Below are 16,394 nucleotides of genomic sequence, written 5' to 3' on the forward strand. Positions count from 1 at the left end.
TTTTTAAATACTTCTTGTTTTTAAATATTATATAAAAGTTTTTAAACTATGCCAAATATATCTAAATTAACTAATGAAAACTCTAATTAATTTCAAATTTTAAATTATTATTCTTTAAAATTTTAAAAAATTTATTGTGATTAAAATGGTATTTGTAGGTATGGATCATGGAACTACCGGCATTTCATTTGCAATAATGAATGAGAGGCAAGTTCTTGATGTTTTTAAGATATCTCGTGAAGATAGTAAGGCTGGAAAAGTGTCAGCTATTGAAGAGTTGTCTAAACGTATAGATTTGGATGATATTGAATTAATGATTATCACTTATGCAATGGGGGATGGAATCAGCACCATTCTTCCAATGGAAAGGGTTGAAAACAGAGGAATTCTTTCAATTGGCGGTGCAGGTAAGGTAACTGGTGGAGGAACATCAGTTTATTCAGAAATTGAAAATGCTGACTTGCCGGTATTGATGATTCCAGGAATTCATAAGAATTGCGAGTGGCTAGACCCATTATTCAGAGCAGCTTATTCCCATCATGCAAGCCCTGAAAAAATAAGCATTGTCTATAACGCTTATCTTGAAACCAATTGGGAAAACATGATTGTTGCAGACATCAGTTCCAACAGCGTTGACTTGCTTGTTGAAGATGGCATTATAAAAGGAGCTATTGATGCTTGTTGCGGTGCAATGGGTGTTGTTCATGGTCCTCTTGACTTGGAAATGATTCGGGACATCGATGATGGAAAACGCACAGCAAATGAATGCTTCTCACATGCAGGAGCTATAAAGATTGCTGGAATTGACAATAAGGTTGCATTCATGAAGGATGAGCTTTTAAACAATTACAGAAATGGTGATGAGAAAGCAAAGCTTGCTATCGACACTATGATAATGACTGTAGCTATGGAAATAGCAGGATTGATAGCAGTCAGTAAAAATGAGATTGAAGGAATTGTTCTTACAGGGTCTATGGGTTCTATGAAAGATCCTGTTGATTTTGAGAAAGAGTTGAACAAGTACTTCAAGAACAAGTACCCAACCAAGATCATTTCAAGCGAATCTGGAGCTATTGGTGCAGCACAGATTGCAAGGGATATTGCTCATGGAAAAAGAGAAATCATGGGTATAAAAGTTGAGCTTTAATTGTATACAAGTTGTATACAATATATTTTTTTTAAACTATTTTTCTATTTTTTTCTGTATTCTTTGATTTTAAATTTTTTAAAAAAAGACTTTAAAATTCATGCTTTAAAAAAATACACATTATTTTTTCTTTTTTATAAAAATTTTTTCTACAATAGAAAATTAAAAATAGCTATTTTAAAATAGGGATAAATAATTTTTTAAAATGATTATATAATAAATTTCATGAAATAAATAAAAAAATAAAAATAGTAAAATTTAGAGAAATATTCTCTAAACTTTTTTTTTAAGTTGATTAGAGTATTAAACTTCCAATCAAGACGATTAATCCTACAATCCAACAGTAGTATGCGAATATGTCCAAGCTTTTTTCTCTAACGATTTTAAGCAATACGCTAATAGCTAAGTATCCTGAAATAACTGCAACGACAAATCCTGCAATGCAAGCACCTATTTCAATATTTCCTCCGCTTAAATCCTTGAGTTGGAAAACCGCCGCACCTAAAATTGCTGGAATTGATAAGATGAAACTGAATTTTGCTGCAAATTCCTTATCCAATCCTGCAAACAATCCAGCAGCTATTGTGGTACCTGAACGAGAAAGTCCTGGCAATACAGCTAATGCTTGTCCGCATCCCATGATAAGAGCTTCTTTAATGGTCACGTTTCTAACATCTATTCTGCCGCTGTTCATTCTTTGGGATGCATATAAAAGACAACCGGTTACTAAAAGTAGGAATGCAGGTATGGTCAATCCCTGAAACATTGATTCAATCATATCGTTGAACAATACTCCCACAACACCTACAGGAATGGTAGCCAATATTGTAAGCCAAGCCAATTTCTTGTAAGGGTCTTTCTTGATTTCTCCCATGAAATTCCCGTTCTTTAAGTCAACAAGACTTAAAAGGAATCCTTTAATCATATTTACAATATCATTAAAGAAATACACTATTACAGCCACAAGGGTTCCTACGTGCATCAACACATCAAAGGCAAGTCCTACATCGCTTACGCCTAATGCCTGTTGAGCAAAAATCAAATGAGCAGAACTGCTTACAGGCAGAAATTCAGTTAATCCTTGGACAAGTCCAATGATTATTGCTTGAAAAATATCCATTATTTCAACTCGTTTATTTTTTTATAAGAATTTTAATTCAGTTAAGTCTTAAAAAGTTTTAAAAAAAATTTAATTAACTCATGTCTATTCGACATAAGTTAACCAATTATGAATGTCTTCAGATCTTCCATATACTGCATCGAAGTATTTTTCTTGCAATTCTTTAGTTACAGGTCCTCTTGATCCAATACCAATTTGTCTGTTGTCAATTGCACGGATTGGAGTAACTTCTGCTGCACTTCCAGTAAAGAATACTTCATCAGCTAAGTATAATCTTTCTCTTGAGATGGTTTCTTCAGAAACTTCATAACCTAAGTCTTTTGCAATGGTCATGATACTGTCCCTGGTAATTCCTCTAAGAATGGAAGAACCTAAATCTGGAGTGATGATTTTTCCATTTTCTACGATGAAAATGTTTTCTCCACTACCTTCTGCAACATGTCCATGATAATCTAATTGTATAGCTTCATCGTATCCATGTTCTCCTGCTTCCAAGTTAGCAAGTTGGGAGTTCATGTAGTTAGCTGCAGCTTTTGCAAGAACAGGTAATGTTCCTGGTGCAGGTTTTCTCCAGGTGGAAATACCGATGTTTGCACCTTGTTCCATTTCCTCTTCTCCAATGTATGCTCCCCATTCCCACACAGCAATGGTAGTGTTTACAGGACAGTTTAATGGGTTTACACCTAATTCACCAAAGCCTCTGAAAGTGATTGGTCTGATGTAACATCCTTTTAAGTTGTTTTCCTTAATGGTTTCTATGATTGCATCACAGATTTCCTCTTGAGTAAATGGAATTTCCATTTTGTAAATTTTAGCGGAATCAAATAATCTTTGTACGTGTTCTTTTAAACGGAATACAGCAGGTCCATTTTCAGTTTCATAACATCTTATACCTTCGAATACTGCAGTTCCATAGTGGACTACGTGAGAGAGAACGCTGATTTTAGCATCTTTTAATGCTACAAATTCTCCATCCATCCAAACTTTTAAATTTTCATCAAATGCCATATTTTCACCTTTTGTTTTTTTAAAAGTATTTATTTAATGTCAAATTTTAATGTCAATGTAGTTAGTTAAGAATTGTTTTATTTAATCAGCACTTTGGGTTGATTAAAAGTTTTTAAAAAATAATTCCTTTATTAACTATTTATTTTTTATATTTTAAATATATTGCTTATTTTAAGGATTTTTCATTAGATATTTTTGTATTTTATTCATTTATAGCTTATTTTTTTAAGATAACCTCTAAGATTTTTATTTTAAATCTTTTCCATCGAAAGTTTTAAATAAGATGTTAACAATATTTATTATGTAGTATGGTTCCGTGGTCTAGGGGTATGATATCTCGCTTACAACGAGAGGATCACGAGTTCGAATCTCGTCGGAACCACTCCCAAGCTTTTTGACCTTCGGTCAAAAACCTTGACCAAAATTTTTTCTCATTTTTTGAGAAAATTTTTTTTTACTTTATTTTTTGAATTAATTTTTTTATAAACTTTAATTCTATTTTTTTGCAATGGTTCCGTGGTCTAGGGGTATGATATCTCGCTTACAACGAGAGGATCACGAGTTCGAATCTCGTCGGAACCACTTCTCAACTTTTTTTTTGAAATTTTTTTATCATTCATTTCTTTTCAATTAGCTATTTTTAGTTCCCATTCATCTGTTCGTTAATGATAGAATAATTATTTTTTTTAAAAACTAATTTTTAAAATCAGATAAAAAAGATGAAATAAGTAATTTTTTTTAAATAAGAATAATGAAAAAAATAAAAATAAAAATAGTGGTTTAAAAAATTTAAATTAAGATTTGGTTGAAACGCTTTGTGTAAAAGCACTGATTTAGAAAGCAACAATCAATATCATAATTATTACTAATGAAATAAAGAACACGATTGATCCTTTTACTAAAACATCCGCTTCTTTGTCTGAGTATAATACGATACCATAAGACAAAATCAATGCTATTACTAGTTCAGCAATACCTAAGTATCCTGTAGGCACTTTTACTATTTTTCCAAGGATAAATCCAATTAAATATGAAATGATGACTACCACAGCAACAGATGCTATAGGATTGCTTAATATAGGTTTTATAATTTCTCCCCAAGGTTTTCTTGGCTTTTGAGGAACATGTCCACTAAAATTGCTTAAAGCATTGTCAGAAGATGAGAAGAAACTATGGTTGTTTGTAGGCCTATTGCTTCTTTGGCTAAGTGAGCCAACTCTTCTATTTCCTGAAAGGGACGGAGCCCTTCTTCTTTTTGGAGCTTGTTGCTGACGGTTTGCAAATAATGTGCTAGCTGGGCCTGAATAGTTGTCTCTTGGAGTTTTATTTAAAAATTCAGCACGGTATAGGTCATCATCATACTCACTGTAATGACTTAATTCCAATCCGCCCACTTCATCCTCATAATATTCCATGTCTTCAGAGAATTCCTCATAACCTTCATAAGCACCTTGAAGCCTATTATATGACCTGTCATCATCATAATCCCTATTATAATTTGATGTATTGTCAATATAATCTCTATTAACATCTCTATTATAGAATGAATCGCTATCAATATCTGTTAGTCTGCTTGCTCCACGGTCTAATCTTGACTTAGTTTCCTTGTTTTTATTTGAATATTTTTTAGCTAAAGTGACAAGGTTGTTTCTATCGATCAATTTGATCTTTCTCTCTTCAGCATATCTTTTCGCTTGAGAGGAAAAACCGGAACTGGTTACAACAGCTACTTTGGAGGCTCTAAGTTTTTTACCAATGACTTCCATTTCCTTTAAAACATCGATTCCAACTTCCCAGTCCTTATCGTAGTTTTTACATGCAACCACTAAACCAAAATCCCCCATGGATGTTTGAAGGATTGCATATATGTCTACAACCTGTTGTGATGTCTTAAAATTTTTATAAACTTTAAAGCCAGAATCTTCAAGAACTTTAGCTATAAAATTCACTAATTGTGGCTTTTCCACGGTTTCACCTTATCTTAATTTTAATATAATATATTTATATTTTCTCAATATATAATTTTTATTAAATTTTTCTAAAAAATTAATCAATTTCACTAATATCATCATTCAATTTCCATAGTTTTTCTCATTTTAATCAATTTCATTGATATCTTCATTTAATTTTCATAATTTTTTTCATTTTTTCAAATTTTTTCATAATATTTATAATCATGAAAAAATATATTATTATTAATTATATAATCTGATTAAACATTAAATTTAAACATTAATTTTTAAAAGTTAAACATTAATTTTTAAAAGATTTAGATTATTTTTTAATTATAATTTTAAGGAACGTTTATTATGTTATCTATTGGTCAATGTTACTTAGATTTTGTTGATAAAATCTTAAAAGAAGGAAAGGAAACCTATAAGGACAGTGATCATCATTTAAAAGAAAGTCTTGGTAATTATTATTATATTGATGATCCGTTGGATTTAAAATTCAGAGCAAAATATCAGCACATGACTCCTGAATTGATGTTGGAAGAGATCAAAAGCGGAAAATTTGATATTCCTTCATGCCCTATAAAAGGAGACGCATTGTATGAATATGTTAAATCCTTTGAAATCAGAGATGATCAAGGTTTTGTTTACACTTATCCTAATCGTATCTTGGAGCATTTTGGTGTAGACCAATTTGAAACCATGAAACAAAGAATCCTAACTGCTACTGGAAGTAATCGTGCAGTTGCTGTTACAATTGACCCGGCATTGGATGGAGATAGGGAAGACATTCCTTGCTTGCAGGTTATACAGATTCTTGTCAGGGATGGGGAATTAACCATTCACTGTTTCTTCCGTTCCAATGACATTTTCGGAGCATTTTATTCCAACATGTTTTTCATAACATACATTGGAATCAAAATGAAAGAGGAAGTGAATAAGGAAATCATGGGAGATAAACTAAACTTCGGTGGTCTTCATTACCATTCCACTTCTGGCCACATATACAGCAATGATATGAGGGCAGCTAGAAAATTGATTTCTGCAAATAAATAATTTTAGAGCTAATGTTTTAAATTAGCTTCTTTTTTTATTCTTTATTCATTTTATTGAGAATAAATTTATTTTATCATTTTAATTCGAGAGGAAATAATTTTATCATATTTTTCTAATTTTTATTGTTTGTTGATTCGTATGAAAATTTTATTATCTAATGATGATGGTGTAGATGCATCAGGAATTTTAGCAGCTAAGCAAGTTGCTGATGAATTTGGAAAAACCTTTGTGGTTGCACCATCTAAACAGCAAAGCGGAATCGGTCATGCATTGACTCTTGTTGAACCTATTAGGGTGAATGAAGTCAATTTGAGAGATGGTGACATTGGATATGGGGTGACTGGAACTCCTACAGATGCAGTGACTATAGGCATTTATGAAATAATGGATGATTGGCCTGACTTGGTGATTTCTGGAATAAACACTGGAAGAAACACAGGTAAAGGAGAACTATCCACCTCTGGTACAATTGGTGCTGCAACAGAGGCTGCTTCTCTTGGAATTCCTGCAATTGCTGTGAGCCAGCACACTCCTGATGACAATATCAAGTTTGATGAAGGCCATATTGAAATTGACTTTTCATCAAGCCAAAAGGTCTTAAGGGAACTTATCCAAAAAGTCATTGATAATGGATTTCCAGAAGGGGTTGACATATTGAACTTGAATGTTCCAGCTGATCCTGATTCCTATGAACCTAAAATATGTCCATTGGCTACAAGAATGTATGAGCCTGTTGTTGAAATGCGTATAGACCCAAGGGGAAGACCTTATTATTGGATTGATGGCGCTTTTTACGAAGGAAATCCTAAAGACAGTGATGACTATGTCCTTTTAGAGGAGAATGTGCCTACATTGACTCCTTTGATCTTGGATATGGCTCATGATTTGGATGCCTTAAATGCATGGTATGACAAATGATTAAATTTTATTTCATAATACACAAACAATATATAATATAAGATACATAGTAAAATTAATTATAATTAAAATAATTGGGATAATTAAGATAATTAAATTCAATTTATAAAAAATTTTAGGAGATAAAACATGTCTGTAAACCAACTTGAAGCTACATTACAAGCTGTTACACACACTTTAGCAAAATTGGAAAAAGAAGGGTGCAATGATGAAAAGCTTTTAAAAGAGCTTAGAAAAGAAAGAGATAAACTTTTAAATGAGTTAAATTTAAACTAATTTAGTCATTATTGTTTCTTAATCTATTCTTATTTCAATTTATTCTATTCTTATTTCAATTAATTCAATTCTTATTTCAATTGATTAATTTGATAAATTAATTAAATAAGTTTATAATAGATTAAATATAAATAATATTTTACGAATATTATTCAATTAAATTAAGATTTTATTTTTATAATTTAAAGAGGCTATATAATGAGTGACAATTTCCAAGTAAACAAACAATTTGCTAGATTCAAAGGCAAAGATGTTCTTATTGGTTTAAAAAACTGGGAAGAAGTAGAAGGAAAAATAATTACCATTGATAACTTTTTAAACTTAGTTTTAGATGATGGTGAAGGTTTAAAAGTTATTAAAGGCGGAAAAATAGCATTTATTTCTATTCAAGAATAAATCTATTTCTCTTTTTCTATTTTTCTTAAATCTATTTTTTCTATTTTTATGACCAAATTCTCTTTTTAAATTCACTTTTAGATTTTAAACATCTGTTTTAATAGTTACGAATAATTACTTTTTTTAAAAAAATATAGTTAAATTAATTATAATTTAACTACAAGCATCTTCAATGGATTCTCTGATTTCATCGATGCTGTTTCCAAGCATAAGAGCCAAGAACATAGCTCCTCCAGCACCAGCACCCTCCTTGATGAATCCTTGTGTATAGTTCTTAAGCCCTTCTACTCTGGAAATTTCAAAGTTAGGGTTTACAGCATTTACAGTGATATCTCCTATTTGCTCTACAATATTAAGCATGTCTGCAGTGTTATCTTTCACTACAAATGCAGTAGTTGCAAGGCAACTGTTTGAGAAATCAAAGGCCGGATCCAATGCCTTTGCAATTGCACATGCAGCAGTGAGTTGAGTTCCTCCAGCCAATACAACAGGCACTTTCGCACCCATAAGCACTCCTGCAACAGCTGGAAGCATAGGGTCTCCAACAGCCCTAACCACATCAAAAGGATCATTTTCTTTGGATTCTTCCAATCCTGCGTTTTTCAATCCCTCTTCAACAATTGCATTTTTCATTTCATGAGGATTTGTGTCCATGCAACCGCTGACTTTTCCTTTTGCATCATAGCCAAGTCCAACCAATACTCCAAGAGCAGTGGTTGTACCTGCAGGTAGGCTTTCTCCAATTACAATGTAATCATGCTTTTCAGATAGGATTTCTGCAAGTTCAAATCCTTTTTCAAAAAGCTCTTCAGGGTCTTCAACAGCATTACCTGTTCTAATGTCTTTTCCATGCTTTCCATCGCTTATGTCAAATACATCAGAGTTTGCCTTGATTTCACTTCCTGCATCCAAAACCATAACAGGACAGTCACAAAGTGCGAGGGAACCTTTTGTAATCATTGATGGGGTAGGAGTTACAACTTCCCCAATGATTGTTTGAGGGATGTCTGTCATACATTTGACCTCTCCATCCAAAATAAGTTCCGCATCTCCAGCAGGGGTGTATTTGGTAAGTTCTGGAGTAGCTCCAGCACCAGTAAGTCCTGGAATCTTTGAGGTTTCAGTTGTAGCTATTGTACAAATAAAAATCGGGTTTTTCAAGTCTGGCAATTCTTTTACAAGTTTGTCTGATCCGTAAGTTTTCAATCCTTCTATCATTTTATCATCTTGAATTTCATAAATTTTTTAACGTATTTTGATAAATTAATTAAAATTATTGTCAATTCTTATTTCAATTCGCATTGTCAATTCTTGATTAAATTAATTAACTTAGTTCTATAAATATATTATTGGTAAAAATTATATAAATGTATGTTAATATACTTTATATGAACTGATTTTATTCATTTTTAAAATTTTTTAAATGGTGCATTGAAATTGATATCTTTAGGAATTGAAGGGACTGCAGAAAAGACTGGAATAGGCATTGTTGACAGTGAAGGCAATGTATTGGCTATGGCTGGAAAGCAATTGTATCCAGAAGAGGGAGGCATACATCCAAGAGAGGCAGCTGAACATCATGCCAAATGGATTCCTCAACTCATCCCACAAGCTATGGAAGAGGCAGGCCTTAGCTATAAGGATATTGATTTCATATCCTTTTCACAAGGTCCAGGTCTTGGCCCTGCGCTTAGAACTGTAGCCACTTCTGCAAGAACACTTGCATTGAGCCTTAATGTTCCAATCGTTGGTGTAAACCATTGCATTGGTCACGTTGAAATAGGAAAATTGGACACTGGTGCCCGTAATCCAGTAACCCTTTATGTAAGTGGTGGAAACAGTCAGGTGATTGCTTATGAATCCGGCAGATACAGGATCTTTGGTGAAACCTTGGATATAGCCATTGGTAACTGCCTTGATCATTTCGGTCGTGAAACCGGTCTTGGACATCCTGGAGGGCCAGTTGTTGAAAAACTCGCTAAGGAAGGTTCATACATTGACTTGCCTTATGTTGTAAAAGGTATGGATTTCTCATTTTCAGGTTTGCTCAGTGCAGCACTTAGAGCACATAAAAATGGAGAAAGGATTGAGGACATTTGCTACAGTCTTCAGGAAACTGCATTTGCAATGCTTGTTGAAGTGACAGAAAGGGCACTTGCACATACAGAGAAGGACGAGGTTCTATTGTGCGGAGGAGTTTCTGCAAACAGCAGACTTAGGGAAATGATGCAGATAATGGCAGAAGAGCACTATGCAAAATTCTATATGCCTGAAATGAAATACTCTGGAGACAATGGTGTAATGATTGCATGGCTTGGCCAATTGATGTATAAGGCCTATGGTCCACTAAGAATAGAGGATACAAGTATCATTCAAAGATTCAGAACAGACGAAGTGGATGCTCCATGGGTTGACAATACAAAATATAAGTTGAACTTGCCTGAAGAGCTTAGAGCTAAAGGAGCGGAATCTGATATTTACGAAGCAACTTGGCTTGGAAGGGAAGCCATTGTAAAAAATAGGGTTTCCAAATCCTATAGGATTCCTGAAATTGACAATAAAATCAGGAAGCTCAGAACCAAAAGTGAAGCAAAAATATTGTCTGATGTTAAAAAGACTGGTGTCAGAGCTCCTGTTTTATATGATGTTGACTTTGAAGACAAATCAATTGTCATGGAAAAGATCAATGGATCTTTAGTGAAGGATATCATGCATAATATTGGAGAGGATAAAAGAAGGGAATTGGCTATCGCAATTGGTGAAAACATCAAGGCATTCCATGATGGTGATATTATCCATGGTGACTTGACAGGTTCAAACATGATTTTGATTGATGATGATTTAGATAATATCACAGAAAATCTAGCTATTTTTGACTTTGGCCTTGGAAAATACTCTGACCTTTTGGAAGATAAGGCAGCAGATCTACTGGTTTTAAAGAAATCATTCCAAAGCATTGATTATGATATAGCCATTCAAACATTTGATTGGATTTTAGAAGCTTATGATTCCAATAATCAGTCTAAAATGGCAAATAAGATAGCAGAAATTGAAGGCAGAGGAAGGTATACCCACTAACACAAGCTTTTCCACCCTTTAGGGGTGCAAAACCTTGACCAAAATTTTTTCCTTGATGACAGTGTTTAACTTCACTGATTTTTTTTATTTTTCATTTTGTTCTAATTTTTCAGATAAATATATTAAAACTTTTTTATATAATAAAAACTATGATAACATTTATAACTGGGAACGAACATAAAGTAATAGAAGCAGAGAATATTTTCAAACTTTTTGGTGTTGAACTTGAGCATATTGATTTAGGTTACATGGAACCTCAAGGAACTCTTGAGGATGTAGCAAAATTCGGTGCTAAATATGCTTGCCAAGAGTTGAATCGCTCTGTGATTGTTGAAGATGCTGGTTTATTCATAAGAGCTTTAAATGGTTTTCCAGGAACTTACTCAAAATTTGTACAGAATTCACTTGGAAACCAAAACATATTAAAACTTATGGATGGAGTTGATGATCGATACGCTGAATTCAGGTCAGTTATTGGCTATTGCACACCCAATTCTGAGCCCAAGGTCTTTTTAGGGCGTGTCGAAGGTCAAATAGCTTTTGAAGAAAGAGGAAATCTTGGTTTTGCATTCGATCCACTATTTTTAGTGCCTGAAGAAGGTAAAACCTTTGGAGAACTTACTACAGAAGAGAAAAACCAGTTTTCACATAGAAGAAATTCTTTAGAAAAATTTATCAATTGGTATGTAGACCAAGATGATGAATAATAAATTTTTAAATATTTTTTAATTGACAAAATTATAATAGGCAATTTTATCTAAGATTGGCTGTTTTATTCTAGTTTAATTGATGAAATTTGAAACTTATTATTTTTATTTTGTTTGGCTATTGGTAATTTTTTAAAGGTTTTTTCAAAAATGAATTTAAAATAATTTTTTAATGATTATTGCTTAAAGAATGATTTTTAAAATACTTTTATAGCATGATATTTTCATTAATAATTATTTTACAAAGGACCTTACTATAAATAATCAAAAAACTTATTGGAGAGGATATTTATGGCAAGACCAGAATGGATCGCATATAGTAACGAAGAAATCGAAGAATTTATTGTAAAATTCAAAAGAGAAGGTAAATCTGCAAGTCAAATCGGAGTAATTTTAAGAGACCAATACGGTATTCCTAGTGTAAAAGAAGTCACTGGTGAAAAAATTACCCAAATCTTAAAAAGAAACGGTCAAGCTGAAGAGTACCCTGAAGATTTAATGAATTTAATCAGAAGAGCAGTAAATATCAGAGATCACTTAGAAGAAAACCCAAAAGACCTTCATGGTAAAAGAGGATTAACTATCATTGAATCTAGAATCCGTAGATTAGGTAGATACTATGCAAAGAATGGTCAATTACCAGAAGGATGGAGATACGATCCAACAAAAGCAGCACTTCTCGTTAAATAGAGATAATGAAAAATTTGATTCTCTATTAAGTAGAGGATGTGATGCTTCTGATATGCTAAAGAAGCATATCGAAAATGATAACATTATTAGATTAATTTCTCATAATGATGCTGATGGATTGTCATCAGCAGGTATTATAGCTAATGCCATTAAGGAAGAGGGAGGACAATTCCACATAACAATTGTTCCTCGCCTTAAGGCTGATGTAATTAGGGATGTTGCAAAGGAAAAATATGAATTGTATGTTTTTTCAGATATGGGCAGTGCCTGTATCAAGCAACTTAATTCTCTAAAGGCTGATGTTATTGTTGCAGACCATCACCAGCCAAGCGCTCATGAACCTAAAGACAATCTTGTTCATGTAAACCCACACTTATTTGGTGTTGACGGAAGTCGTGAAATAAGTGGTGCAGGGTCTAGCTATTTGTCAGTTAGAGACATGGACAAAAAGCATTTGGCATATATGGCGCTTATTGGAGCATTTGGCGATATGCAGTGCCAGAACAGATTTGTTGGTGTAAACCAATTAATCTTGAAGGATGGTATGGAAGCAGGCAATTTAGAAATCCATGAAGACTTAAAGATAGTCTCTAAAGCACAAGAGCCTTTATTCAAATCAATTGCTTATACATTAAATCCCCCACTTCCAGGCTTAACTGGTAGTTTGGAGAAATCACAGGAACTCCTTGAAAAAATGGGTGTTTCCTATGGTATTAAGTTCATTGAATTGGAAGATGAGGAAAAGGATGTTGTTAAAGATGAACTTGTAAAGGTTAATCCTCAAATATTTGGGGATGTTTACAGTGTTCCTCGTGAACATCCAGTCTTACGTAATTTAGAGGAGTATTCTGCAATCTTGGATGCTTGTGGTAAAAACAAGGAATATGGATTAGCACTTAGTATTGTTCTTGGTGAGAGAGAGGAAGCTTTAGATAAGGCTCTTAATCTCCAAAAGACTTATAGGAACGACCTTACCAAAGGCTTTGATTGGATTAGCCGTGAAGGCGCCCAACAATTGAATTACATTCAATACCTTTACAGTGAGGATAAGGTTCTTAAAAGCATTATGGGGACAATTGCAGGTGTTGGCATGTCTGCTAAAATCTTAAATGATGATAAGCCTATTTTAGGATTATCAAGACTTCATAAGGACATTAAGGTTTCCGGCAGGGCAACACGACCAATGGTTGCACGTGGAGTTAATTTAGGCAAAGCTTTAAGCGAAGTCGCAGTTAACTTTGGCGGGCAAGGTGGTGGACACGATATCGCAGCTGGTGCTATGATACCCTATGAAGCTAAGGATCAATTCTTACATTTAGTTGACCAAGCTATTGAAGCTCAATTAAATAGTTAAGATAATTCTTAGCTATTATTTTTTTAATCAATTTCTTTTTTTAATCAAATTTTTAAAAAGTTTTCATGAGTTTTCTATTTTTAACTTTTTCATAATCAACTATTTTACAAATTTTTCTTTAATATACAATTTTTTAGCCTATTTTTTTAAAAAGTATTTTATAATTAAAATACAAAAATAATAGTGTTATATTAATTTCTATTAATTAAAAAATTTAATTAATCACGAATTTTATTAATTTACTAATGATTATTATCATTGCTAATATTATTTTATTATTGATTGGTGGAATCTTATGAATGTTGATAAATTAGTTGGCAATACCCCAATGATTAAGATTGATTATGAATATGAAGGCAAAAAAGGAAGCATTTATTCTAAAGTTGAATATTACAACTATTCTGGAAGCATTAAAGACAGAATAGCATTGTACATTATCCAAAAGGAAAAGGAAAGAGGAAACTTAAAGGATGGCCAACCTATCATAGAGGTTACAAGCGGAAACACTGGAATTGCTTTCAGTGCAATTGGAGCGCTATTAGGTCATGATGTGCATATATTCATGCCTGATTGGGTATCTCTTGAAAGAAGGAAACTTATTCAGATGTATGGTGCAGAGGTTCATCTTGTATCCAGAGAAGATGGTGGTTTTAAAGGAGCTCTTGAACTTGTAGATGATTTTGCAGATGAAATTGGCGCTTATAAGCCTCTTCAGTTTGACAATGAATTGAATGTGGAAGCCCAATATATGAAAACAGGTCAAGAAATCATTGATGCCCTTCCAGATGTCAATGCATTTGTTTCAGGAATCGGAACCGGTGGAACACTTATGGGAATCGGTAAAAGACTAAAGGATCATAATCCTGATGCTAAAGTCTTTGCATTGGAACCAAGCACATTATCCATTCTTAAGATGGGAATGGATGAAGGAAGCCATTTGATTGAAGGTATTGGTGATGACTTTATTCCAGGAATCGTTGATGAGGAATTGATTGATGATATTGTTTTGATTCATGATTGTGATGCAATAAACATGTCTAAAAGAATTGCTCAGGAATTAGGATTAGGAATAGGTATTTCCAGTGGTGCAAACTTCTTGGCAAGTGTTATTATGGACAATGATGACTTGAAGATTGCAACAGTCTTCCCAGATGACAACAAGAAGTACATAACAACCAAATTGTCTGAACCTATTGATGAAGATTCTAAATTGATTTCCAATCATATCAAGCTTATAGGTTTTGAAGTTATTTAACTAAAACTGCATATTAATTTCACAAAATTTCATAGAAAAGGGGAATTTCATGTTTTTAACTAAAGAAGAAGAAAAGATGGCTAGTGGTGAATATGGAGAAACCATTAGAAAGAGTATGGATATCTTAATTGCATTAGGAGACATTTACGGTGCAGAGAAATTCGTAGACATCAAGTCTGCTCAAGTGTCTGGAGTATCCTATAAGACCATAGGCCAAGCAGGTCTTGAATATCTTGAAGACTTGGCTAGAACTGCTGAAATCATTTATAATGAAAATGGTACAATAAGCGATAAAAGTGGAATTGCAACAATATCTGCAACTCTTAACCCTGCAGGAACTGATCTTGACAATTGGGAAGATTTCGGTTTTCCTCCAGAGTTCGCTAAAAAGCAAGTTGATATCTGCAATGCTTATGGAGCGCTTGGAATAAGCACTACCTGTACATGCACTCCTTATTTGATTGGAAACGTTCCAAGATTCGGCGACCATGTTTCATGGTCTGAATCCTCTGCAGTTGCTTATGTAAACTCTGTAATAGGTGCAAGAACCAATCGTGAAGGAGGTCCTGGAGCATTGGCTGCAGCTATTGTAGGTAAGACCCCATTATATGGATTCCATTTGGATGAAAACAGAACCGCTAGCTTGCTTGTTGATGTTGAATGTGAACTTGAAAGGGCCGATTTTGGCGCTTTAGGATATGCAGTGGGCCAAGTGGTTAAGGATGGAGTTCCTTATTTCAAGATGCAAAACAAGCCTTACAAGATAGAAAACGGTAATCTGAAAGCACTTGGTGCAGCGCTTGCATCTTCTGGTGCAGTGGCTTTATACCATGTTGAAGACATCACTCCAGAGTACAAGTTTGCTGACATTGGAAATGTAGAAGACAAAATAACTATCACTAAAGATAATATTATCGAAACAAGAGAAAAACTTAGCAGTGCAGAAGGATATGCAGACCTTGTATGCTTAGGCTGTCCACATGCTTCCCTAGAGGAAGTTAAGGAAGTTGCAGAAATAGTCAAAGGCAAAAAGATTAAAAATGAGCTTTGGGTTTGCACTTCAATAAACATTAAGGAAGCTGCTAAACGTTTAGGTTATCTTGATGCCATTGAGAATGCAGGAGGTAAGATCTGCTGTGACACTTGCATGGTAGTTGCTCCAATAGAGCAAATGGGCTATGAAGTGATTGGAGTAAACTCTGCAAAGGCAGCTAATTATGTCCCTTCAATGTGTGGATTGAAAGTTATCTACAATGACATTGAAAACCTATTAGATTTTGAATAAATCTATTTTTTCTTCTCTTTTTTTCTTATTTTTCAATTAATTTTTATTTTTATTATTAATTTCAATCATAACTATTTTTTATTAATTTTATCCTATTTTGCTTAATTTTTTTAATAAATTTTAGTGTACAGGAATTTATTTTCCCATCTTTT

15 protein-coding genes and 2 tRNA genes are annotated in these 16,394 nt (G+C 33.3%); 13 read left to right on the forward strand and 4 right to left on the reverse strand.

The window, feature by feature from the left end; genetic code table 11:
- Positions 1 to 145: 145 nt before the first annotated feature.
- Positions 146 to 1,147: a methanogenesis marker 12 protein gene (locus QZU90_RS04260; protein ID WP_296855732.1), complete on the forward strand. Its 1,002-nt coding sequence runs from the start codon at positions 146 to 148 to the stop codon at positions 1,145 to 1,147.
- A 295-nt stretch (positions 1,148 to 1,442) separates the two neighbouring features.
- Here QZU90_RS04260 and QZU90_RS04265 read toward each other — a convergent pair whose 3' ends face one another.
- Both QZU90_RS04265 and QZU90_RS04270 read right to left on the reverse strand, forming a co-directional pair.
- A complete protein-coding gene (locus tag QZU90_RS04265; RefSeq protein ID WP_296855734.1) occupies positions 1,443 to 2,267 on the reverse strand; it encodes an undecaprenyl-diphosphate phosphatase in 825 nt (274 codons plus the stop codon).
- An 84-nt stretch (positions 2,268 to 2,351) separates the two neighbouring features.
- Positions 2,352 to 3,275 (reverse strand): branched-chain amino acid transaminase, encoded by a 924-nt coding sequence (locus tag QZU90_RS04270; RefSeq protein ID WP_295608073.1) that lies wholly within the window; start codon positions 3,273 to 3,275, stop codon positions 2,352 to 2,354.
- A gap of 310 nt (positions 3,276 to 3,585) precedes the next feature.
- Here QZU90_RS04270 and QZU90_RS04275 point away from each other — a divergent pair.
- Both QZU90_RS04275 and QZU90_RS04280 read left to right on the forward strand, forming a co-directional pair.
- Positions 3,586 to 3,657 (forward strand) — tRNA-Val (locus QZU90_RS04275).
- A gap of 128 nt (positions 3,658 to 3,785) precedes the next feature.
- A tRNA-Val gene (locus QZU90_RS04280) sits at positions 3,786 to 3,857 on the forward strand.
- A 251-nt stretch (positions 3,858 to 4,108) separates the two neighbouring features.
- Here the strand turns inward: QZU90_RS04280 and QZU90_RS09675 are convergent.
- Entirely contained in the window at positions 4,109 to 5,242 is a 1,134-nt protein-coding gene (locus QZU90_RS09675) for a restriction endonuclease (protein WP_295608071.1), read from the reverse strand.
- Positions 5,243 to 5,584: 342 nt separating this feature from the next.
- Between QZU90_RS09675 and QZU90_RS04290 the strand changes: the two genes are divergently transcribed.
- The 4 genes from QZU90_RS04290 to QZU90_RS04305 all read left to right on the forward strand — a co-directional run bounded on the left by QZU90_RS04290 (position 5,585) and on the right by QZU90_RS04305 (position 7,873).
- On the forward strand, positions 5,585 to 6,283 hold the full coding sequence (locus QZU90_RS04290; protein ID WP_295608069.1) for a thymidylate synthase: 699 nt from the start codon (positions 5,585 to 5,587) through the stop codon (positions 6,281 to 6,283).
- 138 nt (positions 6,284 to 6,421) lie between these two features.
- On the forward strand, positions 6,422 to 7,201 hold the full coding sequence (surE, locus tag QZU90_RS04295; RefSeq protein WP_295608067.1) for a 5'/3'-nucleotidase SurE: 780 nt from the start codon (positions 6,422 to 6,424) through the stop codon (positions 7,199 to 7,201).
- 129 nt (positions 7,202 to 7,330) lie between these two features.
- Complete coding sequence (locus QZU90_RS04300; protein ID WP_295608065.1) at positions 7,331 to 7,477, forward strand: hypothetical protein; 147 nt, start codon at positions 7,331 to 7,333, stop codon at positions 7,475 to 7,477.
- A gap of 198 nt (positions 7,478 to 7,675) precedes the next feature.
- Positions 7,676 to 7,873 (forward strand): LSM domain-containing protein, encoded by a 198-nt coding sequence (locus QZU90_RS04305; protein ID WP_292779312.1) that lies wholly within the window; start codon positions 7,676 to 7,678, stop codon positions 7,871 to 7,873.
- A gap of 153 nt (positions 7,874 to 8,026) precedes the next feature.
- Here the strand turns inward: QZU90_RS04305 and cobT are convergent, their stop codons facing one another.
- On the reverse strand, positions 8,027 to 9,091 hold the full coding sequence (gene cobT / locus QZU90_RS04310) for a nicotinate mononucleotide-dependent phosphoribosyltransferase CobT (RefSeq protein WP_296855737.1): 1,065 nt from the start codon (positions 9,089 to 9,091) through the stop codon (positions 8,027 to 8,029).
- 219 nt (positions 9,092 to 9,310) lie between these two features.
- On the opposite strand from cobT, the gene QZU90_RS04315 reads away from it, so the two are divergent.
- The 6 genes from QZU90_RS04315 to QZU90_RS04340 all read left to right on the forward strand — a co-directional run bounded on the left by QZU90_RS04315 (position 9,311) and on the right by QZU90_RS04340 (position 16,242).
- On the forward strand, positions 9,311 to 10,951 hold the full coding sequence (locus QZU90_RS04315) for a bifunctional N(6)-L-threonylcarbamoyladenine synthase/serine/threonine protein kinase (protein ID WP_296855739.1): 1,641 nt from the start codon (positions 9,311 to 9,313) through the stop codon (positions 10,949 to 10,951).
- Between the two features lie 149 nt (positions 10,952 to 11,100).
- Positions 11,101 to 11,658 (forward strand): XTP/dITP diphosphatase, encoded by a 558-nt coding sequence (locus QZU90_RS04320; protein ID WP_296855740.1) that lies wholly within the window; start codon positions 11,101 to 11,103, stop codon positions 11,656 to 11,658.
- Between the two features lie 291 nt (positions 11,659 to 11,949).
- Positions 11,950 to 12,348: a 30S ribosomal protein S15 gene (locus QZU90_RS04325; RefSeq protein WP_292788541.1), complete on the forward strand. Its 399-nt coding sequence runs from the start codon at positions 11,950 to 11,952 to the stop codon at positions 12,346 to 12,348.
- Between the two features lie 52 nt (positions 12,349 to 12,400).
- Positions 12,401 to 13,702 carry a DHH family phosphoesterase gene (locus QZU90_RS04330; RefSeq protein ID WP_296855769.1) on the forward strand — a complete coding sequence of 434 codons (1,302 nt, stop codon included), beginning with the start codon at positions 12,401 to 12,403 and terminating at the stop codon, positions 13,700 to 13,702.
- 295 nt (positions 13,703 to 13,997) lie between these two features.
- Complete coding sequence (locus QZU90_RS04335) at positions 13,998 to 14,957, forward strand: PLP-dependent cysteine synthase family protein (RefSeq protein WP_295608504.1); 960 nt, start codon at positions 13,998 to 14,000, stop codon at positions 14,955 to 14,957.
- A 49-nt stretch (positions 14,958 to 15,006) separates the two neighbouring features.
- Positions 15,007 to 16,242: an aconitase X catalytic domain-containing protein gene (locus tag QZU90_RS04340; RefSeq protein WP_295608506.1), complete on the forward strand. Its 1,236-nt coding sequence runs from the start codon at positions 15,007 to 15,009 to the stop codon at positions 16,240 to 16,242.
- Positions 16,243 to 16,394 lie beyond the last annotated feature (152 nt).

Origin of the sequence: uncultured Methanobrevibacter sp. (assembly GCF_902784195.1) — an archaeon.
Lineage (GTDB): Archaea > Methanobacteriota > Methanobacteria > Methanobacteriales > Methanobacteriaceae > Methanobrevibacter.

What these genes read in the sequence shown, in the direction of transcription:
- QZU90_RS04270 (WP_295608073.1), bottom strand. Translation starts at nt 3,275, where the DNA reads ATGGCATTTGATGAAAATTTAAAAGTTTGGATGGATGGAGAATTTGTA.
- QZU90_RS04300 (WP_295608065.1), top strand. Translation starts at nt 7,331, where the DNA reads ATGTCTGTAAACCAACTTGAAGCTACATTACAAGCTGTTACACACACT.
- surE (WP_295608067.1), top strand. Translation starts at nt 6,422, where the DNA reads ATGAAAATTTTATTATCTAATGATGATGGTGTAGATGCATCAGGAATT.
- QZU90_RS04320 (WP_296855740.1), top strand. Translation starts at nt 11,101, where the DNA reads ATGATAACATTTATAACTGGGAACGAACATAAAGTAATAGAAGCAGAG.
- cobT (WP_296855737.1), bottom strand. Translation starts at nt 9,091, where the DNA reads ATGATAGAAGGATTGAAAACTTACGGATCAGACAAACTTGTAAAAGAA.
- QZU90_RS04260 (WP_296855732.1), top strand. Translation starts at nt 146, where the DNA reads ATGGTATTTGTAGGTATGGATCATGGAACTACCGGCATTTCATTTGCA.
- QZU90_RS04330 (WP_296855769.1), top strand. Translation starts at nt 12,401, where the DNA reads ATGCTAAAGAAGCATATCGAAAATGATAACATTATTAGATTAATTTCT.
- QZU90_RS04305 (WP_292779312.1), top strand. Translation starts at nt 7,676, where the DNA reads ATGAGTGACAATTTCCAAGTAAACAAACAATTTGCTAGATTCAAAGGC.
- QZU90_RS04335 (WP_295608504.1), top strand. Translation starts at nt 13,998, where the DNA reads ATGAATGTTGATAAATTAGTTGGCAATACCCCAATGATTAAGATTGAT.
- QZU90_RS04325 (WP_292788541.1), top strand. Translation starts at nt 11,950, where the DNA reads ATGGCAAGACCAGAATGGATCGCATATAGTAACGAAGAAATCGAAGAA.
- QZU90_RS04265 (WP_296855734.1), bottom strand. Translation starts at nt 2,267, where the DNA reads ATGGATATTTTTCAAGCAATAATCATTGGACTTGTCCAAGGATTAACT.
- QZU90_RS04290 (WP_295608069.1), top strand. Translation starts at nt 5,585, where the DNA reads ATGTTATCTATTGGTCAATGTTACTTAGATTTTGTTGATAAAATCTTA.
- QZU90_RS04340 (WP_295608506.1), top strand. Translation starts at nt 15,007, where the DNA reads ATGTTTTTAACTAAAGAAGAAGAAAAGATGGCTAGTGGTGAATATGGA.